Genomic DNA, 24,838 nt, shown 5'->3' with positions numbered 1-24,838 from the left:
CCCCAGAAGCATCTACGGGAATGATAAGGACGTGGGTGGGATGGGTCAAGCCATCGCCGCGCGTTTACAAGGCGGTCGGGGCCCTCATATGATGCGGCGCTCCATCCATGGTGTCCGTTTCGAGAACAATCAGCCTGGTGGCGTTCATCGCCGCTGTTCCTGGCGCGCGGGGGGCGGAGCTCCCCCTCCAGGGCAGCTACCAGGCGGACATCTGGGGCACCGTGGAGTTGAGCACCGAGGGTGAACGCCTGGTGGGCCGGGCGAGCAGGGGCAACCCGTGTGGGCTCGAGCCCGGGACGCCGGTGCTCGACGGCGTCCTGCAGGGCCGGGTGCTCGTGGGGCAGTTCGAGCTGTGTCTGCAGGGCGAAGGGTGCCCGGAGCGGCAGGCGCTGCCGGTGCTCGGCTTCCACAGCCCCGAGGAGGGCTCGCTGACGGCCTACGTGCGCATCCAGCAGGGGTGCCTGTCGCCGGTGTTGGGTCAGGAGGGGCTGGTGGTCCTGCGCTCGCCCAGGGCGGTGAGCGCGGCCCAGGACGCCGCCGCCGCGGCGCGCGCCAGCCTGATGTCCGGGCGGGGGGCGAGCCGGCGCAACCCCGAGGCCGCCAAGGCGGCGCTGGAGCGGGGTGAGCAGTTGCTGCGGGAGAAGAAGTGGGGCGGCTCGGTCACCGAGTTCGAGCGCAGCATCGCCCTGGGTGAGCAGAGCTGGGTGGCCTTCTTCGGGCTGGGCACCGCCCAGTTGATGCGCAACCAGATCACCGAGGCCGTCGAGATGCTGAGCCGGGCCCAGAAGCTCAACAAGCGCGAGCCGAGCATCGCCTACACCCTCGCGTGTGCCTACAGCCGGCTGGGAAAGAAGGAGCAGGCGCTGCTGTTGTTGGAGCAGGCGGTGAAGTCGGGCTACGCGCTCAAGGCGGGCACGCAGGATCTCGGGCTGGAGAAGCTCCTGCTGTCGGATCCCGGCTCCATCGCGCGGTACACGGAGAACATCCAGGAGGCCTTCAAGAACGCCGAGGCCCCCGCCAGAAGGCGGCAAGCCCAGGGACCGTGAGCGCGTGAGTTCCTCTGCTTCTTCGAGGGTGCCTCGCATCCTCGGCCACTACGAAATCCTGTCCGCCCTGGGCAAAGGAGGAATGGCCGAGGTCTTCCGCGCCCGGGTCCTGTCCGGACCTCGCCAGGGCTGGGTCGTGGCCCTCAAGCGGCTGTTGCCCGCGCTCGTGCAGGATCCCGCCTCGCTCGCGCTCTTCGACGCCGAGGCGCGCCTCACCCAGCTGCTCAACCACCCCAACATCGTCCAGGTGCTGGACGTGGGCTCGGTGGCCGATCAGCACTTCATGGTGATGGAGCTGGTGGACGGGCGCGACCTGGGCCACATCCTGCGCCGCTGCAAGCAGCGCGGCATCTACCTGCCCCTGGATTTCGCCCTCTACCTGTGCCGGGTGCTGCTCGACGCGCTCGCCTACGCCCACTCGCTTCCGGGGCCCAACGGCGAGCCCCGCGGGCTCTTCCACTGCGACGTGTCGCCCTCCAACCTGTTCATCTCCCGCCTGGGCGACATCAAGCTGGGGGACTTCGGCGTGGCGCGCCTGCGCGTGGACGGCGTGCTCCAGGGCGGGGAAGTGCTCGGCAAGCCCTACTACCTCTCGCCCGAGGCCCTCCAGGGGGAGCTGTCCCCGCAGGTGGACCTGTGGGCCGCCTGCGTCGTGCTGTACGAGCTGCTCACGCTCCAGCGCCCCTTCGTCGGCGCCACGCCGGAGGAGGTCTTCAAGAAGATCATCTACCGGGACTACGTGGCGCCCAGCCTCATCCGCCCGGAGATCCCCGAGCCCCTGGAGGAGATCATCGCCCGGGGCTTCAGCATCTCCCCCGCGGAGCGCTTCGCCAGCGCCGAGGACTTCGCCGCCGCCCTGACGCCGCACTACGACGAGTGGGTGGGCACGCCCCTGGCCATCGCCGCCGTGGTGCGTGGCCTGTTCGGCATCTCCGACACGAAGTAGGCGGTCCGGGGCGAATGGTGAGCGCCCGGTGGGTTGCTCGCCTCCGCCTGCCGGGAGCGCCGGGCGTGCGGAGATTTCCTTCATGAGCGGGCGCATGCGCGCCCAGGGAGGACGACGATCATGGCGAATCAGGAGCAGAAGAAGCCCCAGGAGCAGCGGGAGGCCCAACCGGAGCGCGAGTCCGAGCGCCAGCCGTCCAAGCCCCAGGAGTCCCACGAGGGGCTGCCGGGCTATGGGCAGCCTCCGGACGAGGTGCGCAAGGGCTGGCTCCCCGATCAGAAGTGGTGAGCCAGAAGGGGTGAGCGGCGCCGGGCGGGAGGCTAGGGGGTATTCAGCTCACGCGCCCGGGGGACGTGCCGCACGAGCGCCTCCACGACGCGCTCGACTTCCTCCCGGGTCGTGGGGGGGCCCAGGGAGAAGCGCAGGGTGGCGTGGGTGCGTGCCGGGGTGAGCCCCATGGCCCGCAGCACGTGCGAGGGTGTCAGCGTCCCCGACGCGCAGGCCGCTCCCGACGAGGCACAGATGCCGTCCAGGTCCAGGGCGATGAGCAGCGCCTCGCCGTCCGCGCCCTCCAGGGTGAGGCTGCTCGTGTTGGGCACCCGCGGGGCCGTCTCGCCATTCACCATCACGTCCGCGAGCCGGGTGCGCACCTCGCGCTCGAAGGTATCGCGCAGGGCGCCCAGCCGCTCCGCGACGGCCGGCTGCTCCTGCCAGGCCAGCTCCAGCGCCAGGGCGAACGCCTCCGCGTAGGGGACGTTCTGGGTGCCCCCACGGCGCCCGGCCTCCTGGTGCCCGGGCGTCAGGGCCTGCACGTCCACGCCCTTGCGCACCACGAGCACTCCCGCGCCCGCGGGCCCGCCGAACTTGTGCGCCGAGAGCGAGAGCAGGTCCGCGTCCACCTCGCCCAGGCGCAGGGGCAGCTTTCCCGCCGCCTGCACCGCGTCCGTGTGGAACAGGATGCCGCGCTGACGGCACGCACGCGACACGTCCGCCACCGGCTGCACCACGCCCGTCTCGTTGTTCGCCCACATCAGCGAGCACAGCAGCGTGTCGGGCGTCAGGGCCTCGAGCAGCGCCTCCCGTGGTACCTGGCCCGTGCGGTCCGGTGGCAGCCGCACCACCTCCGCGCCCAGGGCCTCCAGCTGGTGGAGCGCCGCCAGCGCCGAAGGATGCTCGATGGCCGTGCTCACCACGCGCCGCCGCCGGGGCTCCTTCCTTCCGAGCCACGCCCCCTTGAGTGCCAGCGCGTCCGCCTCCGAGCCCGAGCCGGTGAAGCACACCTCCTTCGGCTCGCAGCCCAGCACCCGGGCCACCCGCGCGCGCGCCGCGTCCAGCCGGCCCCGCGCCTCGCGGCCCACCCGGTGCACGCTGGAGGCATTGCCGAAGCCGCCCTCGGTGAAGGCCCGCGACAGCAGCGTGGCCACCTCGGGCCGCAGCGGCGCCGCCGCGTTGTAGTCCCAGTAGATCACGGCGAGGGCGCCGACAGGAGCGCCACCGGCCGCTCGTCCGCGACCCCGAAGGCCTCGAGGAAGCGGTGCACCAGCTCGCGCTTGATGGCCTTGCGCTGATTGGCGCGGCCCGACAACGGAATGCGCGCGCCCGCCATGCTGCCATGGCCTCCGGCCGAGCCGCCGTAGTCCCCGCAGATCTCCCGGATGAGCCGGCCCGCGTTCATCCGCCGGTCCTTCACCCGCAGGGACAGGAAGAGCTGGTTGCGGAACGTGGCGTACGCCAGCGACCACTTCATCCCCTCGAGGAACATCAGGCGCTCGGCCACCTCGGCCACCATGTCCGGCGAGTAGACCTCCTTGAGGTCGGTGACGATCGCCGTGTCCCCGTACACCTTCGCCCGCTCGTAGGCCGTGTGGTACATCTGGAAGTAGCGCGCGGGCAGCTCCGGGTGTTCGATCTGCCCGAGCAACTGCTTGTCCGCCCGGGGGAACAGCCACAGGTACGTGTCGATGTCCGTCGGGGTCGTCTCGCGCCCCAGGTCGCGCGTGTCCGCCTTCAGGCCGTAGAAGAGCGCGGTGGCCACCTCCGTCGAGGGCTCCAGGCGCGCGGCGCGCAGGTACTCCACGAGCATCGTCGAGGTGGAGCCGTAGTCGCCACCCACGTCCGCGAAGGGGGCCTCCAGGCTCTCGTCGCGCAGGGGATGGTGGTCGATGATGATGTCCACCTCGCGGCGCAGCCGGGGCGGCACCGCGTGGTTGCCCGTGGGCGGCTGCGTGTCCACCAGCCCCAAAAGGTCGTACTCGTCCAGGTCCACCTGGGCGATGGGCACGACGGGCAGGCGCAGCACCTTCACCAGCGCGATGTTCTCCGCGCGGCCGATGAGTCCGCTGTAGGCCACGCGCGCCTCGGCCACGTCCGCCCGCTCGCGCAGCAGTTGGGCCAGGGCCACCGCGGAAGCGAGCGAGTCGGGATCCGGATTGTCGTGGGTGAGCACGAGGGCCTTCTTGTGCCCTCGGGCCACTTGAATCATCCGCTCCAACTTCGCGCGAGCGGGGAGGGTCGCCAGACGCGGTGGCGGAGGCTCGGTTTCTCCACCTCCGGACATCTTCCGGCCATTGGCTGTGGGGGTCGCGGGCATGAGAAGGGTGTTTACTCGCAGTTGGCTCGCTCGGGCGTGGCGATTCGAGGAGGATCGAAAAGGAGCCGCGCTCCTCCAAGAATGTTGACGGCGCGCCGCGCCTTCACGGGGAAGCCCCCGGGCGGGGGCCCGAGTGCTTCCCTGTCCACCATCCCGTGTCGCCGCCTAGTTGATCGCCTTGTAGCGCCGGGCCATGTCCTTGAAATACTTGATGCCGTTGTCGAGCGAGTTCTCGATGGCATCCATGAGCAGCGTGCGGAACAGGCCTTCCGCGCCGCGCAGGGACTCGTAGTAGCGCTGGCGATCGATGGAGTGGATGATCGCCGGCATGTAGCCGTGGCGCAGCAGCACGAGGTTGGTGAGCATCCGCCCCACCTTGCCGCTGTTCTCCGTGAAGGGGAACACCTGCATGAAGCGGTGCTGCACCACCGCCGCCTGCTTGATGGGGTGGAACTCACGGAACTCGGCGCTGCCCGTGTAGTCCACGAGCTTCTCCAGCCCGGGCTGGATCTTCGCCGGCTGGGCGATCTCGTGGAAGTACGTGCGGTGCAGGGGCATGTCCTTGCGGTAGCCGCTGCGCTCGCGCTCCTTGGCGAGCTCCTTCTCGGTGCGATCCCGCCGCTCGATGGTGGCGCGCGTGGCCAGGGCCTCGGGCGTGTTGCCGCAGAGCAGATCGTGGATGCGCTTGATGGTGGTGAGGGTGATCTGCGCCTGCTTCTTGCCCGTGGCGGCGGCTTCCTCGCGCAGGTAGTCGCACGCGGCCTTGTGGTTGCGCACCTCGAGCACCACCGGGATCATCGCGGGATCCATGGTGGCGCGCTCGGGGAAGAGCGCCGAGACCAGCTCCTGCTGGGTGTACACCGTCCCCTCGAGCGCCGCGTCATGGTAGATCCACGACATCTCGAAGCGCTCCAGGAACTCGCGACCCTTGTCCTTGTAGATGCCAAGGTAGTCGCGCAGCGCTTCGTTCTTCTCGTCAATCTCTTGGTAGCGTTCCTTCACGGACGTGACGCTCCTTCACACCGGCTCACTATTATATACCGGCGGACCGGGACCGACAGGGCCCGGCCGGGCGATGAAACGGGCACAGGATTGTAGAAATTCCAGGGGGTTAGGACAACGACGACACCGTGGGCCTACAGGCTGACGAGGAAGACTTCACACGCCTGGTCCAACAAGTCCTTGGAGAGGGCCGGGGGAATCTGCCGGTAGCGGGCGGCGTCCCGGATGAGTTGCACCAGGTCTCTCGGGTGGCAGGCGCGCATCTGCATGTTGCGCGGCCGGTAGTAGTGCTCGAACAGGTAGGTGACCGCCTGGTCCACGTAGGGAATGCCGGCCGCCTGGCACACCTGGGCGAAGATCTCCCGGTAGACCTCCTCGTCGGGATTGCCCACCTCGATCTTGTATTTGATTCGCCGCAGGAAGGCGTCGTCCACCAGCTCCTTGGGGTCCAGGTTGGTGGAGAAGACGAGCAGCTGATCGAAGGGGATCTCGAACTTCTTGCCCGTGTGCAGGGTGAGGAAGTCCACCCGCTTCTCCAGGGGGACGATCCACCGGTTGAGCAGGTCCGTGGGGTGGACCTTCTGGCGGCCGAAGTCGTCGATGAGCAGCATCCCGCCGTTGGCCTTCACCTGGAAGGGCGCCTCGTAGAAGCGCGCGGTGGGCGAGTAGATGAGATCCAACGTCTCGAGCGTCAGCTCGCCGCCCACCACCACCGCCGGGCGTCGACACAACTGCCAGCGGTGATCCATCTCGAAGGTCTGCCGCCGTCCGGCCGCGTCGCGCTCGGACTCGAGGTGGACGGGGGTGTGGTTGAGGGCGTCGAAGACCTTGATGATCTGGTTGTCGATCTCCAGACAGTGGGGGATGAAGACCTCGCCGCCGAACATGCGGCTGATGGCCTCCGCGAGGCTCGTCTTGCCATTGCCCGGAGGGCCATAGAGAAAGAGCGAGCGGCCGGAGTTCACCGCCGGACCCAGCTTGTCCATCAGGTCCGCGGACACGGTGAGGTGCGACAGGCCCATCACCAGGTCCTCGCGGCTGATGACGGGGCTCTCCTCGGTCTGCGCGGTGATGAGGGCGTTGTACTGCTCGATGGGCACGGGGGCGGGGCCCACGTAGGTGCTGCGCTCGATGGCGCCGCGCGCGTACTCCCGGCCCCGCTCGCTGAGCACGAAGTCCACCGAGGCGCGGCCAAAGCCCTTGCCACCCCGCAGGTCCACCAGCTTCTCGGTGGCGAGGAAGTCCACCACGCGTTCCATCACGTCCGGCCAGGGCAGGCGCAGCTCCTGGGCGATGTCCATGCCCGTGGCCGTCCCCTGGTAGTACAGGTAGCGCAGGGCGATGTCCGACAGCAGACCCATCTTCAACCCCGTCTCCTCCAGCGACTTCGGCTCCGGCGGAGCGATGTCGAGGATGGCGGGGTTTTCCAGGTTGAAGGGATTGGGTGGATCGGCGTACTCGGGACGCATCGGTTCCTCTTTTAGCCTAATGGCCCCCCCTGGGGCACGTCTCCCGACGTGGCCCCCTGGTCGCCAGGCGACTCAAATGTAGGTGAGCCAGTGCGAGTAGCGCGGCTCCAGGCCCCGGACGGTGCGGAAGTACGTCTCCTGGACGTACTGGGTGATGGGGCCGGGCTTGCCGGTGCCCACGGTGCGGTTGTCCACCTCGCGCACGGGGGTGATCTCCGCGGCGGTGCCGGTGAAGAAGACCTCGTTGCAGATGTAGAGGGCGTCGCGGGTGACGGTGACCTCCTCCACCTCGCGGCCCGAGTCGCGGAGGATCCTCAGCACCGAGTCGCGGGTGATGCCGTCGAGGATGGGGGAGGAGAGGGGGGGCGTCTTGATGATGCCCTTCTTGTTGACGAGGAAGAGGTTCTCGCCGGAGGCCTCGGCGACGAAGCCGCTGATGTCCAGGAGGATGGCCTCGTCATAGCCGCCGAGCACCGCCTCGCGCTTGGCGAGGATGGAGTTGACGTACTGGCCGGTGATCTTCCCGCGCACCATGTTCACGTTGACGTGCATGCGGGTGAAGGAGCTCACCTTGGCGCGGATGCCCTCGCGGATGCCCTTGTCGCCGAGGTACGCGCCCCAGTCCCAGGCGGTGACAGCCACGCGGGTGGGGTTGATGGCGCCCAGGCCCATGGCGCCATCGCCCATGAAGACGATGGGGCGCAGGTAGGCGCCATTGGCGAACTGCTCCTTCTGCGCGCGCAACAGCTCCACGCATGCCTCGGAGACCTGCTCGCGCGTGAAGGGCATCTTCATCATGCAGATGTGCGCCGAGTCGAACAGCCGATCCACGTGCTCCTGCAGGCGGAAGATGGCCAGCCGGCCGTCATGCGTGCGGTAGGCGCGGATGCCCTCGAAGCACCCCAGCCCGTAGTGCAGGGCGTGGGTCATGACGTGCACCTGGCCCTCGTCCCATTTGACCATCTTGCCGTCGAGCCAGATCTGGTCGGAGCGCAGCACACTGGAGGAAGTGGAACTCATCGTGGGGGAAATCCTTTGGGACGGAGGGAAGGGCTGACGCGGCGGCATTCTTCGCGGGCGGGATTTTCAAGTCAAAGCATCTGTGGGGCGGAGGCACGAAGCACCCGAGGCGGGAGCCGCGCCAGGGGCCGGCCCTGGGGACGCAGGTTCAGGTCTACCCGGTGGCCTGGGCGATGCGCGCGAGCTGCTCCCGGGCCTTCTCGAGGTCCGCTTCGTGCTTGAGCACCAGGTTCAACGTCGCCGCCACCCACTCCGCCGACAGCACCTCCGCGTTGAGCAGGGCGAGCCCGCGCACCCAGTCGAGCGTCTCGCTGATGGAGGGCGACTTCTTCAAGTCCAGCTCGCGCAGCGCCGCCACCGCCTCCACCACCTGGGCGGCGAGCGTCTGGGACACCTCGGGCAGGCGCTGGCGGATGATGCGCAGCTCGCGCTCGCGGTCCGGAAAGCCGATGTGCAGGTGCAGGCAGCGCCGCTTGAGCGCGTCCGACAGCTCCCGCGCGTTGTTCGACGTGAGCACCACCCGCGGCACATGGCGCGCCGCCAGGGTGCCCAGCTCCGGAATCGTCACCGCGTTGTCCGACAGCACCTCCAGCAGGAAGGCCTCGAACTCCGGATCCGCCTTGTCGATCTCATCCACCAGCAGCAGCGCCGGCCGCTCCGAGCGCAGCGCCTGGAGCACCGGCCGCGGCAGCAGGAAGCGCTCGGAGAAGAACACCGCGTCGCTCGTCGCCAGCCGCTCGGCCGCCTCGCCCAGCGTGCGCGCGCCCTGGACCAGCTCGCCAATCTTGTCCTTGAGCAACTGGGTGTAGAGCAGCTGCTTGGCGTACTCCCACTCGTAGAGCGCCTTGGTCTCGTCCAGCCCCTCGTAGCACTGCAGGCGGATGAACTCGCGCCCCAGGGCTCGCGCGAGCGCCCGCGCCAGCTCCGTCTTGCCCACCCCCGCCGGGCCCTCCACCAGGATGGGTTTGGCCAGCCGGTCCGCCAGGAAGCTCGCCGTGGCGATCTCCGACGAGGCCAGGTAGCCCACCTGCTCGAGCCGCGTCGCCGCGTCTTCCACGCCGCGCAGCGTGTGGGTGTCAGTCGGAGGGGAGGGGAGGCTCACACCTGTCAAATTAGTCGAAGAACTTTCAGACGACTGCGGCAAAAATGCCAGAGTGCCTGCCTCGCCGCTGCCCAGGCGACACAGCCGACCAGGCCAAACGGTTGGAATGACTGTGGAATATTTTTTCCCATGATGGGCACGTCACGTGCATGGGAAACCGTCGAAGGTCGAGCGACGGAGGCCGTGATGATGTCCTGGGTGTGGCGGATGATGCTGGTGGCGGTGGTGACCCTGGTGCCAGGGGCCTTCCTGCTGCTCGTGTCCTACCTCGCGACCCGGACGATGTGGGAGCACTGGCGGCAGGCGCAGCAGGAGTCGCTGGCGAGCGGCGTGCCGGTGTCGTTCCGGGACGTGCTGGCCACGGTGCACCTCAAGGAGCTGGTGCAGCAGGCGCGCGCCGCGCTGTAGACGTGCGCCGCGCGGGTGAGCGCGGGACCCGGAGGCCCCGCGCTCCCAACGGCCGGAGCTACTTGTCCAGCTCGTCCACGAGCGACGTCCAGTCGGCTTCGTCCTCGGCGGCGGCCGCGGCGCCGGGTACCGGCATGATCATGGTGCGCTCGGGGGCGCTCTCGTCATCGGCGCGCGAGGGCGCCGGAGCCGGGGCGGGACGCTTCGCGGTGGCACCCGCGGCGGGCTTGGCGCCAGGACGAGCAGCGGGGGCGACCCGGGGCGCCGCGGGAGCGATGGTGGGAACGGCCTGCTGGGTGGCCAGCAGCGAGTCGTCGTCCTCCACCGGGGGCCTGGTGGCGGCCGGCTTCACCGTGTTGGGGGCGGCGGCGCCCTTCGTCTTGAAGCGGGCCAGCTCCAGCTCGGCGACCTTGAGGGCCTTGCTCTTCTCCTGCACGGACTGCTGCAGACGCGCGATCTCCTGGGCCTTGAGCGCCTCGCGGCGCTCCAGCTCCGCCTTCTGACGGACGGCGAGATCCTCGAGCTCCTTCTGCTGTTTGGCCTCCAGCTCCTTGCGCTCCTTGAGGGCGGTGGCGAGCTTGGTGGCGGCGTCGGTGGCCTTGGTCTCGGCGGTGGCCAGCTTCGCGTTGAGCTCCTTCTCCACGCGCGTCCTGGCACCCGCGGCGTTCTCCACCGCGAGCTCCATCTCCTGGACCCGCTTGGCGCGGGCGGCGAGCTGGGCCTGGGCCTCCTTGACGCGCTCCTCGGCCTCGGCGGCGCGGGCCTGGGCTTCCTGGCCGAGCTGGGCCACGCGGGCCTCGGAGCGCGACAGCTTCGCGCTCAGCTCCTCCTGGGCACGCTTCGCCTCGGCGCGCTCCTGGGCCTGGGCCTGCTGGAGGGCCTGGGCCTGGGCGTGGGCCGCGGAGAGGTTGGTCGCGACGCCCTCGCGCTCGGACTGGAGCTTGGACTGGGCGGCGGCCGCGGCGCGCAGTTGCTCGTCACGGGCGGCGAGCTGCTTGCGCAGGGCCTCCAGCTCCGAGTTGAGGCCGGCGAGCTGGCGGGACAGCTCTTCCTGGGCACGGCGCGCGTGCTCCGCCTCGTGCTGGCGGCGCTCCTCCTGCTGCTTGAGCTGCTCGGAGCGGGCGGCCACCTCGCCGCGCAGACGCTCGCGCTCCTGCGTCAGACCGCTGAGCTTCTGGAGGGAGTCGGACAGCTCCTGGTTCTTGCGCTCGGAGTCCTGCTCGAGGATGTCGATGCGGCGCTGCGACTCGGCGGTGAGCGTGTCGAGCCGCTCCTGCAGGTCGTTGCGCTCCCCCTCGGCCTGCGCGAGCTGCGAGCCGAGCTGGGTGACCTCGGAGACGCGGCTGCCCAGCTCCTGCTTGACGAGGAAGAGCTGCTCCTCGAGTTCCTGGCCTTGATCGCGCGCCTGGGCGAGCTGGGCCTCCAGGTCGGCCTGGACGCTGGCCGCCTGATGCTGGGTCTGCACGTGGGCGGCCTGTTCCCCGGCGAGCGCCTCGCGCGTGGCGGAGAGGTTGCCCTGGGTCTCGGCCAGCTCGGCGCGCGTGAGGCCGAGCTGTTCGGACAGCTCTTCCTCCATGGCTTGCTTGAGGGCCTCGGTCTCCTGGAGCAGGCCGTTGACGCGGGCGATCTCCTTGTTCGCGGCGATCAGCTCGGCCTCGCGCTCGGCGCGCGCCTGCACGGTCTGGGCGAGCTCGTCGCGGGTCTGGTCGAGCTGGCCCTGGGTCTCGGTGAACGCCTGGGTGGTGGCGTCCAGCTCGCCGCGCGTGGCGGAGAGCGACTCCTCGGTCTGGGCGAGGGTCTCCTGGGTGGCCGCGAGGGTGTTCTGGGTCTCGGAGAGGGCCTGGGTGGTGGCGTCCAGCTCGCCGCGCGTGGTGAGGAGCGTCTCCTCGGCCTGCGCGAGCTTGTCCTGGGTATCGGTGAGGGTGGACTGGGTGCTGGTGAGCGTCTGGGTGGTGGCGTCCAGCTCGCCGCGCGTGGTGAGGAGCGTCTCCTCGGTCCGGGCCAGGGTGTCCTGGGTGGTGGCGAGGGTGTTCTGCGTCTCGGAGAGGGCCTGGGTGGTGGCGTCCAGCTCGCCGCGCGTGGTGAGGAGCGTCTCCTCGGCCTGCGCGAGCTTGTCCTCGGTGTCGGTGAGGGTGGACTGGGTCTCGCGCAGCGTCTGCGAGGTGGCGTCCAGCTCGCCGCGCGTGGTGGAGAGCGTCTCCTCGGTGGTGGCCAGCCGGGCCTGCGTCTCGTTCAGCGCCTGGGTGGTGGCGTCCAGCTCACCGCGCAGGGTGGCGAGGTCGGCGTCGCGCTCGGCGACGGTCTCCTGGAGCGCCTGCACCTGGCCGGTGAAGTCCGCCTCCATGGCGGCCTTGGCGGCTTCCAGCTCGTTGCGAGCCAGGGTGAGCGCCTCCAGCTCGGCCGTCAGCTCGTGCTCGCGATCGGCCAGGTGCGCCTTGGCGGCCTCGACCTCGCCTTCCAGCTCGCCGATGCGCTCCATCTGCTGCTGGATGTTGGCGTTGAGCTCCGCCTCGTGGTTCTCGTTGCGGGCGATCGTCTCCTGCAGCTCGGTCTCGAGCGTGGCGACCTTCGCGTCGCGCTCCTCCAGGCGCTGGTTGAGCAGCTGCTCCTCGGCGTCCTTGTCGAGCTGGAGCTGCTCGCGCTCGGCGGTGGTGCGCGCCAGGTCCGCGGAGAGGCCGGAGATCTGCTCGTTGAGCCTCGCCTCGAGCTCGGCGCGCTCGGCGGAGATGCGCTGGATCTCCGCGTCCGCCTGGGCGCCATGCTGCTCGGCGGCGAGGGCGCGCGCCTCCAGGGTGCGCACGGACGTGTCGCGCTCCTGCTCGGTCTGGGCCAGCCGCTCCTGCAGCGCCTGGATCTCCCCGGTGAGCTCGGAGTAGCGCTGATCGCGCTCGCCGATGGTGCGCGCCAGCTCGCCTTCCACCTCCTCGATGCGCTGCTGGCGGCGGCCGAGCTCGGCCTCGTGCGCCTGCACCGTCGTGGTGAGCCCCTGCTCCTTCACCTCGAACTCGAGGGTGACGATGTTCAGGTGCTTCTCGAGCTTCTCGTACTCGTCGCGCAGGTTGCTCAGCTCGCCCCCGCGACGCGACAGCTCGTCCTCGAGGTTGGTCACCGAGCGGCGCAGGACGTTGATGTCCTTTTCCTTGGAGGCGACGACCTCGATGAGATCCTTCTCCGCGGAGAACTTCTGCAGGAGCAGGTCGTCCACGGTCGCGCCGTGCTCGCGCTCCTTCTGGAGCATGCCCTGCTGGGCCTCGTTGAAGCGGCGCAGCAGATCATCCACCTGCATCTTCAGGCCCTGCAGCTCCACGTCCTTCTCGTGGAGGCGGTCCTCGACCGAGAGCAGCTCGCGCTCGCGCACGTTCCACACCTCGGACAGCCGGGCGATCTGCGCCTCGCGCACCTTCAGCTCATCGCGCAACAGCTGCACCTTGCCCTCGGGCGTGCCCATCAGGTCGCGCCGGGGCGGCGGGCGCCGGAGCTGACGCGACTCGGCGAGCAGCTCGGCCTTGCGGTCGGCGATGGACTGGAAGGCGCGCTCGAGGAAGGTGCGATCCTCCTCGGTGATGGCGCTGCGGCGCTCGCGCTTGGGCAGCCGGGGCGGAGCGCCCGCGGGGGTGGGGGCGCCCTTGAGCGGCGGAGGCATGGCGGGCGCGCCGTCACGCGGTGCGGCATCCTGCTCGGACTCGCCCGGCGGCATGATGTCCACGCTCATCGACGCGAGCTCGCCCATCTCGAAGGGGATGGAGAGGTAGCCGTCCGCGGCGCCCGGCGTCTGGCGGTGCTGCTGGAGTCCGTCCGCTCCCGTGTCCGAGGAGAGCAGGAGCACCCGCATGTTCTGCCCCCACTTGCCCTTCTTGATCTGCCCACAGAGGGAAAAGCCCGACTGGTCCGGCAGCTCGGCGCGGACCACGATGAGATCCGGACGCCGCTTCTCCATCTCCCGCTGAGCATCGGCGGCAGTGGCCGCCATGGCCGTTTGATAACCCGCGCTCTTGAGCACGGTGGCCATGCTCAGGGCGAAGTCATTCTGGCTTTCAACAATGAGGACGCGACGCTCCATGAGCTCTTTTTTTTCCAGGCAAAAAGTTCAATGAAAACCGGCACATCCTAGACCCGGCCAGCAAGCCTTGGAAAGTTCCCCTTCCACGCTTGGTTGCTTGGCACACGGGTCGCAGGGAAGATCTGAATCTTTATGAGGGTTTGCCGCGCGCGCCACCCTGGAGCTTGGGGGGGGCGGCCGTGGGGGCGGGCAGCTCGTCCCGGCCGGGGAAGGTGGTGGGCGGGGTGTGCCGGGCGAAGTGGGTGCCCTCGGGCGGGCAGTAGCCGTGGGCGAGCTGGGCGAACCACGGGTTGAGCCGCGACTCGGGCGGCTGGCGCGGGGGCGCCTCGGTCTCCTGGATTTCCTCGCTGCTGATCTCCTCGGGCTCCTCCAGCGGGTGGGCCTGGCGGGGCGTGGGCGAGGCCTCCTCTTCTTCCGAGAGCATCTCGGCATGGGAGGAGGAGAGTTCCTCGGGCTCCTCCTCGGCGACGGGCTGGAGGACGGGGGGCGCGGGAGCCGGGGGCGCGGGCACCGGCATGAGCACGGGGGGCTCGCTGGGCCGCGAGCTACTGGGCGGCCGGGTGGCCCGGGGAGGCAGTGGCGGAATGATGAGCGTGCCGCGCGCGGGCGTCGGGATCTCCACGGACGGTCGGGAGGGCAGGGCGGGAGGTCGGAGCGGCTCGGGCTCCGGGGCCACCGCGCGGCGCGCCTCGGGGGGCGTGGTGCGGCGCAGCTCGGGGGGCACGGGGCGCGGACCCAGGGAGGGCCGGCTGGGAATGGGCGGGGGCGCCGGGACGGGGGGCGGAGCCGTGACGGCGGCTGGAGCCGGGGCTGGAGCCGGAATCGGGGCTGGAGCCGGAATCGGGGGAGGTGCCGGGATCGGGGGTGGCGCTGGAGGTCGCACCTGCTGCTCGGTCAGGGCCTGCTCCTGAGCGGCGGCGGGGGGATCACGCAGGGGGAGACCCATCACCACGGGCGGGCCCTCGGGACGGCGGGTGTCGGGCTCGGTCTTGACGAGCCGGGTATCGAGGCCGTCCTCGGTCTGCAGGGCCTGGCCCACGACGACGGGCGGATCATCCAGCGCCGGAGGTCCTTGTCCGGGATCCGTATCCTGGGTGTGGGGGGCCGGTCCTTCGGGCTCGGCGGCCTTGGCGGCGGGAGGGGCGGGCTCGGGGGCGGCCTCGGCGCTCACCGTGCCCATCATGCCGAGGACGCGGTTGGTGGGGGTGCCGGTGACGGCCGTGAGCATGGGCTCGCCCTGCCGCTCGCCGGTACTCGCGCGTACCGTGGCGTCCTTGCCGAGCAGCGCGTCATAGATGTCCAGGAGCTGGCCGCGGATGAGCCCCGCGTCGAGCGACTTGCTGGCGAAGGCCCGGGCGTGCTCACCGAGCGACAGGCGCCGGGGCACGTCGCGGGCGAGGGCGATGAGCTGCTCGGCGAGCGCCTGGGCATCTCCGGGCGGGTAGAAGACCCCCGCGGCGGCGGGGACGAGCTCGCGCGTGAGGGGCAGGTCCGCGGCGAGCACGGGCCGGCCCGCGGCGAGGTACTCGGACACCTTGGCGAGCGCGCCGCCCTGGACGCGGTTGCGGTCCACGTCGTCGAGCGGCACCACCCCCACGTCCGCGAGGGTGAGCACCTTGGACAGGTTGTCATGGCCGACGGCGGGCTGGAACTCGACGTGCTGCTTGAGGTCGAGCTCGGCGACGAGATCCTCCAGGTGGGGCTGCCAGTCGGGGTGGCGGGGGCCGACGATCGACAGCCGCACGTCCACCTCGCGCACCGCGAGCGCGAGTCCCCGCAGCAGCCCGGCGAGGCCCTGCCAGGAGACCTGACTGCCCAGGTACATGAGCCGCATGGGGGCGCCGTCGGGCACGCCGAGCGCCTCGGGCTCATAGGGCCCCAGATCCACGGGGGCGCGCACCACGTGCACCGACTCGCTCGGCACGCCCAGGGATTGGATGAAGTGGCTCGTGGTGGCCGAGCCGGTGATGACCCGATCCACGTTCATCAGGCAGAACAGCTCCTGGCGCCGGATCTTGGAGAGGAACTTGCGGTCTCCCTCCAACTGCGGATGCGTGTAGCGCAGCTCCTGCGAGGGGAAGCTCTGCGCCTCGTAGACGAGCCGGTAGCCGTAGTCCCCCTTGAGTTCGCACAGGGCGTAGCCGCCGAAGGGATCGGTGAAGTGGGCGAGGGCGTACTCCTCGCTCTCCAACTGGCGTCGCACGGCGCGCTCGAATGCCTGGATGCGCGAGGCCAGGTCTCCCGAGCCCACGGGCACCCGGAGCAGACGCGCGTTCTCGTACTTCTCGATATGGGTGTGATCCGGCGTCTTGACCGAGAGCACCACCACCGAGAACCGATCGGGCAGTGCCTTCAAATACTCGGTCAGCCGGCGCGAGGAACCCGACGGGCCGGGGATGACGTCGAAGCTGCACAGCAGGAGTCTGGGCAGATCACTCAAGGCGGGCCGGAGAATACAAAGCCCGCTCCCGCCTTGTCACCGTCCCTCGCCACCCCGCGAGGTATCCCCACGAACAGTCTCGAAATCGTCCGTTGACCCGGGTTTGCGCCGGCCCTAAGCCCAGGTCCGCTTATGGCCGACCGCAAGAGCATCATGGTGGAACACCTCCGGGAGTTCGCGCACGCGCAGTGGGGGCGTGGGGTGGAAAGGCTCAAGGCGCGCAAGGGCCTGCTCGGCGCACTGGTGACGCGCGTGGACGAGCTCGTCACCCTCATGGGGCTGCGCGAGCGGGCTCCCGGCTCCACCGGGACCCCCTCGGGTGACTCCGAGTCCCAGCCACCCAGGCCCCAGACCCGGGCGGAGGCGGAAGCGGAGGAGGCGCCACTCGAGGCCATTCCCTTCGAGGCCACTCCCTCTCCGGACGTGTCCCCCGGAGAGACCCGGGCCCCCGAGCCGCCCGCGTCTTCCACTCCACCGGAGGCCTCGGCTCCACCGGCGCCCCCCGCTCCGCCCGCGCCGGCCCCGCCTCCCGAGCCCGTGAGGACCTCCGCCGAGCCGCTCGTGGAGGGCTTCTTCGTGGCGCGCACCGTCACCGGGGCGTCGAACGCGCCGCCTCCCGATGCGCCAGGCGGGCTGATCTCCAACGGGTCGCTCGGCTCGCTGCCAACGGACTACGCGGACGACACCGTCGTGTTGCTGCCCCGGGATCCCCACACGCTCTTCGTGTTCTGGGACTTCAAGGCCACCACCCGGGAGCGCGCCGCGCAGGGGCTGGAGTACCCACGGGCCGTGATGCGGCTGTACGATGCTCAGGACACCTTGCTCGGCGCCGTCGACGTCGCGCTCGAGTCACGGAGCTTCTACATCGGCGGGCTCCCCGCGGGCCGGCCCTACCGGGTGGAGCTGCACTTCGTCGGCCGGGATGGCCATTCGCGCCGCATCGGACACTCCTCCAACCGTGTCTTCCTGCCTCCAGCGGGGCCTTCCGCGGACACCTCGGTGCGCTTCCTGCGGATGCCGTCTCCCGCCGCCTGGTGCGCCGAGCCTCGTCCCGGCTCCGTGTCCCTCCGGCTCGAGCCCGACCAGGCGCACGACTACATCACCTGGAGCCGTGTGCTCCTGCCGGGAAGCGCCGAGCGTCTCGAGCCCCGCGTTCCGTCGCGCGCGGCGCCTCCTGGCGAGCAGGGTGCTCCCACTCCGGGGTATCTGCACGTCCCGCGCGCCGAGGGCTCCTCGTCGGAAGGGCGCATGGGTGTGCCGGGGCCCGTCGAGAGCCCCTCCGGTGAGGCGCCAGGGCCGACGGGGCCCGAGACCGCTCCTCTGGAGCGTTGGGTGTGGTCGCTCGGGCCCGGAGGATCTTCCGAGCGCTGGCTGGACTCGGCCGGGCCGTCGGGTTCCTCGGAGCAGGGGGCCCGGGCGATGGGAGTTCCCGTGGCGGGTGGTGACTCCCGAGGGCTTGTCGGGCCTTTCGCGCACGGGTTCGTGTCCCAGGGGCCCGTGGGCTCCTCGGAGCAGGCGTCGGGCGTGCCGCGTGCGCGCGAAGGAGTCGTTCAGTGGATTGGCTCGCACGGGCCCGCGGGCTCCTCGGAGCAGGTGCCGGGCGCGTCGCGGCGAGGGGAAGGGGTCGTGCAATGGATGTGGGTCTACGGGCCGGCGGCTTCGGAACAGGGGCTGGCGGGTCCGCCCGGGGCCGCCGGGCAGTGGGTGTGGTCGAGCGGGCCGGCGGGCTCCTCGGAGCAGGGCCCCGGCCCAGGGAGTTCTCCTGGCGTCGCCGGACTGTGGGTATGGTCGAGCGGACCGGCGGGCTCCTCGGGTCCGGGGTGGTGAGGGAGAGAACATGAGCATTGGCTCCCTGGCGCTCGTGCTGCACGCGCACCTGCCATTCGTGCGCCATCCCGAGTACGAGAACTTCCTGGAGGAGGACTGGCTCTACGAGGCCATCTCCGAGACGTACCTCCCGCTGCTTCTCACCTTCGATCGGCTGGCGGAGGAGGACGTCCCCTTCCGGTTGACGCTCACGCTCACGCCCACGCTCGTCACCATGTTGCGTGACGAGCTGCTCATGAGCCGCTACGCCCGGCGCCTGGATCATCTGTGCGAGCTGGGCGCGCGCGAGGTGCATCGCACCCGGAACGATCCCGTCTTCGGCCGGCTCGCCCGCTTCCACCGCGACCACTTCGAGTCACTGCGCCAGGCCTTCCACGAGCGCTACAAGCGCGACCTGGTGAGCGCCTTCCGCCGGCTCCAGGACGCGGGGCACCTGGAGATCATCGCCTGCAACGCCACGCACGGCTTCCTGCCGCTGATGCAGCAGACCCCCGAGGCGGTGCGCGCGCAGATCTCCGTGGCCGCCAGCCACTATCGGCTCACCTTCGGGCGGGACGCGCCGGGCATCTGGCTCGCCGAGTGTGGCTACTTCCCCGGAGTGGAGAAGTTCCTCGCGGCCGAGCGCATCCGCTACTTCTTCGTGGACACCCACGGCCTCACGGACGCGACGCCCCGGCCGCTGCATGGCCCCTTCGCGCCCATCTACACCGAGGCGGGCGTGGCCGCGTACGCGCGTGATCCGGAGAGCAGCCAGCAGGTGTGGAGCGCCGAGCGCGGCTACCCCGGCGATCCCCACTACCGCGAGTTCTACCGGGACATCGGCTGGGACCTGGAACTGGACTACGTCCGGCCCTACGTCCAGCCCACGGGAGACCGCAAGAACACGGGCTTCAAGTACTACCGCATCACCGGCAAGACGCAGGACAAGCAGCCGTACGATCCGGACCTCGCGCGCGAGCGGGCGCACGTCCACGCGGGCAACTTCCTCTTCAACCGGGAGAAGCAGTTCGAGTGGCTCGCGGACAAGGTGCGCGGACGCAAGCCGGTGGTGGTGGCGCCCTACGACGCGGAACTCTTCGGCCACTGGTGGTTCGAGGGGCCCTGGTTCCTCGAGGCGCTGCTGCGCAAGGTGGCGCAGGAGCAGAAGACGTTCTCGCTGGTGACGCCCTCGGACGATCTCGCCGCGCATCCGGAGAACCAGGTGGCCACGCCGCCCCTGTGCTCCTGGGGAGCGGGGGGCTATGCGACCATGTGGCTGGATGGCTCCAACGATTGGATCTACCGCCACCTCCACCACTGCGCCCGGCAGATGATCGCCCTGGCGAAGGACTTCCCGGACGACTCGCCCACGCTGCAGCGGCGGGCCCTCAACCAGGCCGCGCGCGAGTTGCTGCTCGCGCAGTCCTCGGACTGGGCCTTCATCATGAAGACGGGGACCATGGTGGACTACGCGGTGCGCCGTACCCGGGAGCACGTGCTGCGCTTCCTTCGCCTGCACGAGCAGTTGCGCGCGGGCCGTATCGACGAGGAGCAACTCACCCGGTTCGAGGCGACGAGCACCGTGTTTCCTGAAATCGATTATCGCGTCTACCGTCCAGAGTGAGACATCCGGTCCCGGGCACCGCCCGCTCGTCCCCGTTGCTTTCGGGGAAGAGGGGGACGCCCGCGTTGTTATGTCGCACGGACAGGGCGCTTGCGCCTTGCTTCGCTGCCTCTGTGTCTTATCTCGGGAGAGTCATGACCAAACGAACGAATTTTCCGCGGAGTGTCATCGCGGGTGCCGCCCTCGTCGCGCTGCCCCTGCTGGCGCACTCCCAGACGTCTCCGCAGCCCCCCCAGAACGTGCTTCAGCCCGCCACGAAGGAGGCTCAGGCCCTGCCCTCGCTCGCCCCGTTGGTCGAGTCCGTCAAGGGCGCCGTCGTCAACGTGGACGTCCAGGCCACCTCCACCCGGGGTGAGCGGCAACTCTCCCCCTTCGATCGTTTCTTCGGAGGCGAGGATCCGCGGGGCTCCCGCCGCGAGCCCATCCGCCAGGGCACGGGCTCGGGCTTCATCATCGACCCCAAGGGGCTGGTGCTGACCAACAACCACGTCGTGGAGGGCGCGGTGGCCATCCGCGTCCGGCTGGATGACGGGCGCAGCTTCGACGCGGAGATCGTCGGCAGGGATCCGCTCACCGACGTGGCGCTCATCCGGGTCAAGAGCAAGGCGGACAACCTGCCCACGGTGAAGCTCGGTGACTCGGACGCGATGCGCGTGGGCGACTGGGTGGTGGCCATCGGCAACCCGTTCGGGCTGGCCTCGAGCGTGAGCAGTGGCATCCTCTCCGCGCGCGCGCGCAACATCCACTCCGGTCCCTATGACGACTTCCTGCAGACGGACGCCGCCATCAATCCGGGCAACTCGGGCGGTCCGCTCTTCAACCTCAAGGGCGAGGTGGTGGGCATCAACACCGCCATCGTCGGTGGTGGCACGGGCATCGGCTTCGCGGTGCCGAGCAACCAGGTGAAGGCGCTCCTGCCCCAGCTCGAGAAGGAGGGCGCGGTGACGCGCGCCTGGTTGGGCATCGGCATCCAGGACCTGGACGAGGATCTCGCCCGAGCCCTGCAACTGCCCGTCAAGGAAGGCGCCGTCGTCAACCAGGTGAACGACAACTCCCCGGCGGGACGCGCGGGCGTGAAGATGGATGACGTCATCGTCTCCATCGACGGGCAGAAGGTGGGCTCGGGCAACTCGCTCACCCGCTCGGTGGCGCTCAAGAAGCCGGGCAGCACCTCCGCGCTGGAGGTCTTCCGCGAGGGCAAGCGCCAGACGATCAAGGTGCAGCTGGGCACGCGTCCGGACCTGGAGAACCTCGGGGTGCGTCCGCGCCAGGGCCAGGAGGACGAGGAGCAGTCCTCCAAGGCGCGCGTGGGCCTGTCCTTGAGCAACCTGGATCCGCGCATCGCCGAGCGGGCCGGGTTGGACTCGGCCAAGGGCGCGATGGTGACGGAGGTGCAGCCGGGCTCGCCCGCCGAGCGCGCCCAGTTGGAGCCGGGCATGGTGGTGGTGGAGGTCAACCGCAAGCCGGTGGCCAACTCTCAGGAGCTGGCGGGCATCATCCGCAAGGCGCCCGCGGGCAGCACGCTGCTGTTGCGCGTGGCACTGCCGGGTGGGCGCGCGCTGCGTGCCCTGACGTTGCCCTGAACCCGCCGCTCAGGCCTTGGCCATGGGGGCCGCGGACGGATCATGGGGGCGGCTCAAGCCCCGCTCCCGATCCGGGTGGACCTCCATGCCGGGCTCGTAGCTGGTGACGCGGTTGCGGCCGCCGCGCTTGCTCGCGTAGAGGGCGGAGTCGGCGCAATCCACCAGGTTGTCCTGGGCGGTCGCGTCGGTGGGCAGGGTGGCCACGCCAATGGACACGGTGATGTGGCCGCCCGGCTGGGTGGGCGCGGCGAGCTGGGGGGCCTCCGCCACGGCGCGCCGCAGCTTCTCGGCCACCTCGTGCGCGTCCTTCTTGGACACGTTGGAGAGCACGAGCATGAACTCCTCGCCGCCGTAGCGCGCGAGCGTGTCCACCTTGCGCACGCGCGCGCGCAGCACGTCGCACACCTTGCGCAGCGCCTCGTCGCCAGCGCGGTGGCCCGCGGCGTCGTTGAGCTTCTTGAAGTGATCGATGTCCACCATGAGGATGGACACGCTGGTGCCGAAGCGCTGGGCGCGCGCCACCTCCAGCTCCAGCCGGGAGAAGAGGTGGCGGCGGTTGGGCACGCCGGTGAGGGGATCCGTCAGGGTGAGCCGCACCGCCTCGGTGTGCAGGAGGGCGTTCTTCACCGCCGCGGCGACCTGGTCGGCCACCGTGGTGAGCAGCTCCAGCTCCTGGGGAGAGAAGCTGGCCACCTCCGGGCGCTGGAAGTTGAGCACGCCGAGCACTGTCTTCGTGTGCACCAGGGGCACGCTCAATATCGCCCCGCGCTCCAGCTCCGGCCGCTCGTCCCGCCGGGCGTACTGGCTCGAGGGCTCCGCCACGTCCGGCACGTACACGCTGCGCTGGGTCGCCGCCGCGCGCCCGCAGATGCCCTCGCCGAAGCGGAAGGTCATCCCCTCGAGCACCGGGTCCGCCGGGAAGGTGCGCTTGATCTCCAGGAGCCCCTCCGCGTTGACGAGCATGATGGAGAAGTCCGGGATGTGGAGCCGCTCGGGGACGAGCTGGGTGATGCGCGCGAGCATCTCCGGCAGCTCGAGCGTGGAGTTGAGCGAGTGCGCCACGTCGAAGAGCAGGTCCAGCTCCGCGACGCGCTCCTCCAGCTCCTCCTTGAGGGAGAGCTTGTGCTTGGTCTCCTCGAGATCCCGGTGGGTGTCGATCTCCTCGGCCTTCATGGAGGTGAGGCGCGCCAGCATGGCGTTGAAGGCCGAGCCGAGCCGCGCCAGCTCGTCCGAGTCCCCCGCCTCGGCGCGCACCAGCACGTCTCCCTCCTCGGCGCGTCGCATGGCGGCCATCAGCCGGCGCAGGGGGCGCACGAGGAAGAAGTGCAGCGACGTGCCGGTGGCGACGATGAGCAGGGTGCCCAGCACGAACACCGCCACCAGCGCGCCCATCAAGGCATCGCTCAGCTCGCGGTGCACCATGGGCTCCGCCGCGCGCAGGTGCAGCAGACCCACGGGCCGCTCGCTCGCGCCCGCGTGACACCCCTCGCACCCCTTGTCCCCGAGTGGACGGAGCACTTCCGTCTGGTGCTCGTCCGAGCGCGCCCACTGGGGCCCGGGCGCGGTCAGCAGCGCCGTCGCCGGGTGGCGCAGGCCCACCTCTCGCGGCCGGGTCGACCAGAGGATGATCCCCTGCGGCGACAGCACGTTGAGCTCCGTGGTGGCACCCAGCAGCCGGGTGTTGCTCGCCAGGAGTTCGGCGACGGGCGAGTGCGGGGGCTTGCCCGCGGGCGTGGTCAACCGGAAGGTGGCGTCCACGAACTCCGCGAGCACCAGCGCTTCGTCATGGGTGGCGTCCCGCGTCGCCACGTGGGCCTGCCGCCAGAACAGCGCCACGACCGCCAGGGCCGTGAACAGCCCCGGCAGGGCAACGCTCCGCAGGAGCTTCCTGCCGATGGTGTTGAAACCCGATGGCATGAGAGGGTGAGGGCCTCGCGAATGGGTGGATTGTCGGCCCGGTGAACGAACACTGTCAAACTGCATTCCCCCTGTATTCTCTGAAAAGGGAAGAATGAGGTTGCGTGGCGCGTCGGAAAGAATATCCGGGAGAGTTCCCATCATGAGCCGTTCTTTCCTTCAATCCGCGCTGCTCCCGGTTCCTCATGGCTTCACCACCCGTGAGGGGGGCGTGTCCGAGGAGCCCTTCGCCTCGCTCAACCTGGGCTTCGCCGTGGGGGACGAGCGTGAGCGCGTGGTGGAGAACCACCGGCGCCTGGCCGCGCGACTGGGCGTCCCGCTCGCCACGCTGCACACGGTGAAGCAGGTGCATGGGGATCGCGTGGTGGAGGCGGGAGCGGGGGAGGGGAGCGAGGAGCCGCGGCCTGCCGAGGGTGAGGCGGATGGCCTCTGGACGGACCGGCCGGGGCATTGGGTGGGCGTGGGGACGGCGGACTGCGTGCCGGTGTTGCTGGTGGACCCCGAGGGCCAGCGCGTGGCGGCGGTGCACTCGGGCTGGAAGGGGACGGAGGCGCGCATCGTGGCGCGCGCGGTGGAGGCCCTGGCCGCGCGTGGCTCGCGCCCGGAGCGGCTGCTCGCGGCGGTGGGCCCGTGCATCCAGCGCTGCTGCTACGTCGTCTCCGAGGAGCTGGGCGAGCGCTTCGCCGCTCGCTTCGGTCCCCAGGTGGTGGTGCGCGAGGGCACCCAGGTGCGCCTGGATTTGTCACGCGCCGTGCGCGAGACGTTGCTGGGCGCGGGGTTGAGCGCGGAGCGGGTGGACGTGCTGACCCCCTGCACCGCGTGTGACGCGCGTCAGTTCTTCTCCCACCGGCGGGACGCGGGGCGTACGGGCCGCCACCTCAACTTCGTGGTGCACCGGTTCCCGGCCGCGTCCGGGCCGATTTCTTGACGGTCTCCGGCGCTGCTTCCTATCCTCCGTGAGGATCTCCCCCCAGGTTGCTCCGGAGCACCGCGCCATTCGCCGACTGCTTGCCATCGCCCCGCTGTGTGCGTTGACCGCCTGCGCCACCACGAACTCCGCCTCCAACGCGGAGGTGGTGGCGTTGAGGGCCGAGGTTCGCTCACTGCGCGAGGCCCAGTCGCACCTGGAAAAGCGCCTCGAGCGGATGGAGATGCTCGCGAGCGTGAAGCAGGCCCGGGCCTCGCGTGTCGCCGAGCCCGCCGTCCCCGTCGCCGAGCCCGCCTCCGAGGCGCCGGCCACCCCGTCCGCCTTCGTCACGCCGGAGCTGGCGGTGGTGAAGCTCAAGCCCCGTGCCGAGCCCGCGCCCGCGCTGCCCTTGCGCGTGGATGTCGTCGAGCCCTCGGAAGACGACATGGAGATGTTCGTCAGCGCCTCGCCCGACGAGGGCGCCACCGGTGACGAGGCCTTGTCGCCGAGGACGTCGGACTCCGGATTGGACGCCGCCTTCGAGCAGGCCGTGGCGGCGCTGCGCACCGGCAACGTGGAGGGCGGGGTGAGCACCCTGCTGGGCTTCGCCGAGAAGAACCCCCGTCACGCCCGCGCCGACAACGCGCTGTACTTCAGCGGGCTCGGGCAGATGGGGCTCAAGGACTATGCCTCCGCGGCCGGCACGTTCGAGCGGCTCATCACCCGCTATCCCGCCGGCGACGCCGTGCTGGACGGCATGCTCCGGCTGGCCGAGTGCCGGCTGCGGCTCGAGCAGAAGGACGACGCCCGGGCCCTCTACACCCGTATCCTCACCCAGTTTCCGGGCACGGCCGCCGCCACCCAGGCGGAGCAGCGGCTCGCGTCCCTCTCGCACTAAGCAGTCCGAAAGGAAGTCAT

18 protein-coding genes are annotated in these 24,838 nt (G+C 70.3%); 9 read left to right on the top strand and 9 right to left on the bottom strand.

Annotated features, from left to right (window positions below; all coding sequences use genetic code 11):
* Positions 1–107 precede the first annotated feature (107 nt).
* The 3 genes from CYFUS_RS32735 (at position 108) to CYFUS_RS51905 (ending at position 2,280) form a co-directional block, all read left to right on the top strand.
* Positions 108–1,046: a tetratricopeptide repeat protein gene (locus tag CYFUS_RS32735; protein WP_157758792.1), complete on the top strand. Its 939-nt coding sequence runs from the start codon at positions 108–110 to the stop codon at positions 1,044–1,046.
* 82 nt (positions 1,047–1,128) lie between these two features.
* The gene (locus CYFUS_RS32730; RefSeq protein WP_232536946.1) at positions 1,129–1,992 is read left to right on the top strand and encodes a serine/threonine-protein kinase; all 864 of its coding nucleotides are present in this window, start codon (positions 1,129–1,131) and stop codon (positions 1,990–1,992) included.
* A gap of 120 nt (positions 1,993–2,112) precedes the next feature.
* Positions 2,113–2,280: a hypothetical protein gene (locus tag CYFUS_RS51905; protein ID WP_198316218.1), complete on the top strand. Its 168-nt coding sequence runs from the start codon at positions 2,113–2,115 to the stop codon at positions 2,278–2,280.
* Between the two features lie 32 nt (positions 2,281–2,312).
* Here the strand turns inward: CYFUS_RS51905 and CYFUS_RS32725 are convergent, their stop codons facing one another.
* From CYFUS_RS32725 to CYFUS_RS32700, 6 genes are all read right to left on the bottom strand, one after another.
* On the bottom strand, positions 2,313–3,461 hold the full coding sequence (locus CYFUS_RS32725) for a cysteine desulfurase family protein (RefSeq protein WP_095988792.1): 1,149 nt from the start codon (positions 3,459–3,461) through the stop codon (positions 2,313–2,315).
* On the bottom strand, positions 3,458–4,582 hold the full coding sequence (locus tag CYFUS_RS32720) for a DHH family phosphoesterase (protein ID WP_095988791.1): 1,125 nt from the start codon (positions 4,580–4,582) through the stop codon (positions 3,458–3,460). The genes CYFUS_RS32725 and CYFUS_RS32720 overlap by 4 nt, the downstream gene beginning before the upstream one ends.
* 165 nt (positions 4,583–4,747) lie before the next feature.
* A complete protein-coding gene (locus CYFUS_RS32715) occupies positions 4,748–5,584 on the bottom strand; it encodes a Fic family protein (RefSeq protein WP_095988790.1) in 837 nt (278 codons plus the stop codon).
* Between the two features lie 134 nt (positions 5,585–5,718).
* Positions 5,719–7,053, bottom strand: coding sequence for an AAA family ATPase (locus tag CYFUS_RS32710; protein ID WP_095988789.1), 1,335 nt, complete (start codon positions 7,051–7,053; stop codon positions 5,719–5,721).
* 72 nt (positions 7,054–7,125) lie between these two features.
* Positions 7,126–8,073 (bottom strand): branched-chain amino acid transaminase, encoded by a 948-nt coding sequence (locus CYFUS_RS32705; protein WP_095988788.1) that lies wholly within the window; start codon positions 8,071–8,073, stop codon positions 7,126–7,128.
* Between the two features lie 154 nt (positions 8,074–8,227).
* Positions 8,228–9,175 (bottom strand): AAA family ATPase, encoded by a 948-nt coding sequence (locus tag CYFUS_RS32700; RefSeq protein WP_095988787.1) that lies wholly within the window; start codon positions 9,173–9,175, stop codon positions 8,228–8,230.
* Positions 9,176–9,361: 186 nt separating this feature from the next.
* On the opposite strand from CYFUS_RS32700, the gene CYFUS_RS32695 reads away from it, so the two are divergent.
* Positions 9,362–9,583, top strand: a complete 222-nt coding sequence (locus CYFUS_RS32695) for a hypothetical protein (protein ID WP_095988786.1) — start codon at positions 9,362–9,364, stop codon at positions 9,581–9,583.
* A 58-nt stretch (positions 9,584–9,641) separates the two neighbouring features.
* Here CYFUS_RS32695 and CYFUS_RS32690 read toward each other — a convergent pair whose 3' ends face one another.
* Together CYFUS_RS32690 and CYFUS_RS32685 are read right to left on the bottom strand one after the other, a co-directional pair.
* Positions 9,642–13,643 (bottom strand): response regulator, encoded by a 4,002-nt coding sequence (locus tag CYFUS_RS32690; protein WP_095988785.1) that lies wholly within the window; start codon positions 13,641–13,643, stop codon positions 9,642–9,644.
* Positions 13,644–13,773: 130 nt separating this feature from the next.
* Positions 13,774–16,083: a glycosyltransferase gene (locus CYFUS_RS32685; protein WP_095988784.1), complete on the bottom strand. Its 2,310-nt coding sequence runs from the start codon at positions 16,081–16,083 to the stop codon at positions 13,774–13,776.
* A 153-nt stretch (positions 16,084–16,236) separates the two neighbouring features.
* Here CYFUS_RS32685 and CYFUS_RS32680 point away from each other — a divergent pair, with 153 nt between their 5' ends.
* From CYFUS_RS32680 to CYFUS_RS32670, 3 genes are all read left to right on the top strand, one after another.
* The gene (locus tag CYFUS_RS32680; protein WP_157758791.1) at positions 16,237–17,910 is read left to right on the top strand and encodes a DUF4912 domain-containing protein; all 1,674 of its coding nucleotides are present in this window, start codon (positions 16,237–16,239) and stop codon (positions 17,908–17,910) included.
* 10 nt (positions 17,911–17,920) lie between these two features.
* Positions 17,921–19,513: a glycoside hydrolase family 57 protein gene (locus CYFUS_RS32675; RefSeq protein ID WP_095988782.1), complete on the top strand. Its 1,593-nt coding sequence runs from the start codon at positions 17,921–17,923 to the stop codon at positions 19,511–19,513.
* Between the two features lie 134 nt (positions 19,514–19,647).
* Complete coding sequence (locus CYFUS_RS32670) at positions 19,648–21,096, top strand: Do family serine endopeptidase (RefSeq protein ID WP_095988781.1); 1,449 nt, start codon at positions 19,648–19,650, stop codon at positions 21,094–21,096.
* Between the two features lie 9 nt (positions 21,097–21,105).
* On the opposite strand, the gene CYFUS_RS32665 is transcribed toward CYFUS_RS32670, so the two are convergent.
* Entirely contained in the window at positions 21,106–23,013 is a 1,908-nt protein-coding gene (locus CYFUS_RS32665; RefSeq protein WP_095988780.1) for a sensor domain-containing diguanylate cyclase, read from the bottom strand.
* Between the two features lie 142 nt (positions 23,014–23,155).
* Here CYFUS_RS32665 and pgeF point away from each other — a divergent pair, with 142 nt between their 5' ends.
* Together pgeF and CYFUS_RS32655 are read left to right on the top strand one after the other, a co-directional pair.
* Complete coding sequence (gene pgeF, locus CYFUS_RS32660) at positions 23,156–23,941, top strand: peptidoglycan editing factor PgeF (protein WP_095988779.1); 786 nt, start codon at positions 23,156–23,158, stop codon at positions 23,939–23,941.
* Positions 23,942–23,969: 28 nt separating this feature from the next.
* On the top strand, positions 23,970–24,818 hold the full coding sequence (locus tag CYFUS_RS32655) for a tetratricopeptide repeat protein (protein ID WP_420042660.1): 849 nt from the start codon (positions 23,970–23,972) through the stop codon (positions 24,816–24,818).
* The last annotated feature ends 20 nt before the right edge of the window (positions 24,819–24,838 follow it).

The sequence above is a fragment of the Cystobacter fuscus genome (assembly GCF_002305875.1).
GTDB classification, from domain to species: Bacteria; Myxococcota; Myxococcia; order Myxococcales; family Myxococcaceae; genus Cystobacter; species Cystobacter fuscus_A.
The sequence above is the reverse complement of the archived record's forward strand: the minus strand, read 5'-3'. Positions and strand labels throughout refer to the sequence as shown.

What these genes read in the sequence shown, in the direction of transcription:
- CYFUS_RS32735 (WP_157758792.1), top strand. Translation starts at nt 108, where the DNA reads ATGGTGTCCGTTTCGAGAACAATCAGCCTGGTGGCGTTCATCGCCGCT.
- CYFUS_RS32730 (WP_232536946.1), top strand. Translation starts at nt 1,129, where the DNA reads ATGGCCGAGGTCTTCCGCGCCCGGGTCCTGTCCGGACCTCGCCAGGGC.
- CYFUS_RS51905 (WP_198316218.1), top strand. Translation starts at nt 2,113, where the DNA reads ATGGCGAATCAGGAGCAGAAGAAGCCCCAGGAGCAGCGGGAGGCCCAA.
- CYFUS_RS32720 (WP_095988791.1), bottom strand. Translation starts at nt 4,582, where the DNA reads ATGCCCGCGACCCCCACAGCCAATGGCCGGAAGATGTCCGGAGGTGGA.
- CYFUS_RS32710 (WP_095988789.1), bottom strand. Translation starts at nt 7,053, where the DNA reads ATGCGTCCCGAGTACGCCGATCCACCCAATCCCTTCAACCTGGAAAAC.
- CYFUS_RS32705 (WP_095988788.1), bottom strand. Translation starts at nt 8,073, where the DNA reads ATGAGTTCCACTTCCTCCAGTGTGCTGCGCTCCGACCAGATCTGGCTC.
- CYFUS_RS32695 (WP_095988786.1), top strand. Translation starts at nt 9,362, where the DNA reads ATGATGTCCTGGGTGTGGCGGATGATGCTGGTGGCGGTGGTGACCCTG.
- CYFUS_RS32690 (WP_095988785.1), bottom strand. Translation starts at nt 13,643, where the DNA reads ATGGAGCGTCGCGTCCTCATTGTTGAAAGCCAGAATGACTTCGCCCTG.
- CYFUS_RS32680 (WP_157758791.1), top strand. Translation starts at nt 16,237, where the DNA reads ATGGTGGAACACCTCCGGGAGTTCGCGCACGCGCAGTGGGGGCGTGGG.
- CYFUS_RS32675 (WP_095988782.1), top strand. Translation starts at nt 17,921, where the DNA reads ATGAGCATTGGCTCCCTGGCGCTCGTGCTGCACGCGCACCTGCCATTC.
- CYFUS_RS32670 (WP_095988781.1), top strand. Translation starts at nt 19,648, where the DNA reads ATGACCAAACGAACGAATTTTCCGCGGAGTGTCATCGCGGGTGCCGCC.
- CYFUS_RS32665 (WP_095988780.1), bottom strand. Translation starts at nt 23,013, where the DNA reads ATGCCATCGGGTTTCAACACCATCGGCAGGAAGCTCCTGCGGAGCGTT.
- pgeF (WP_095988779.1), top strand. Translation starts at nt 23,156, where the DNA reads ATGAGCCGTTCTTTCCTTCAATCCGCGCTGCTCCCGGTTCCTCATGGC.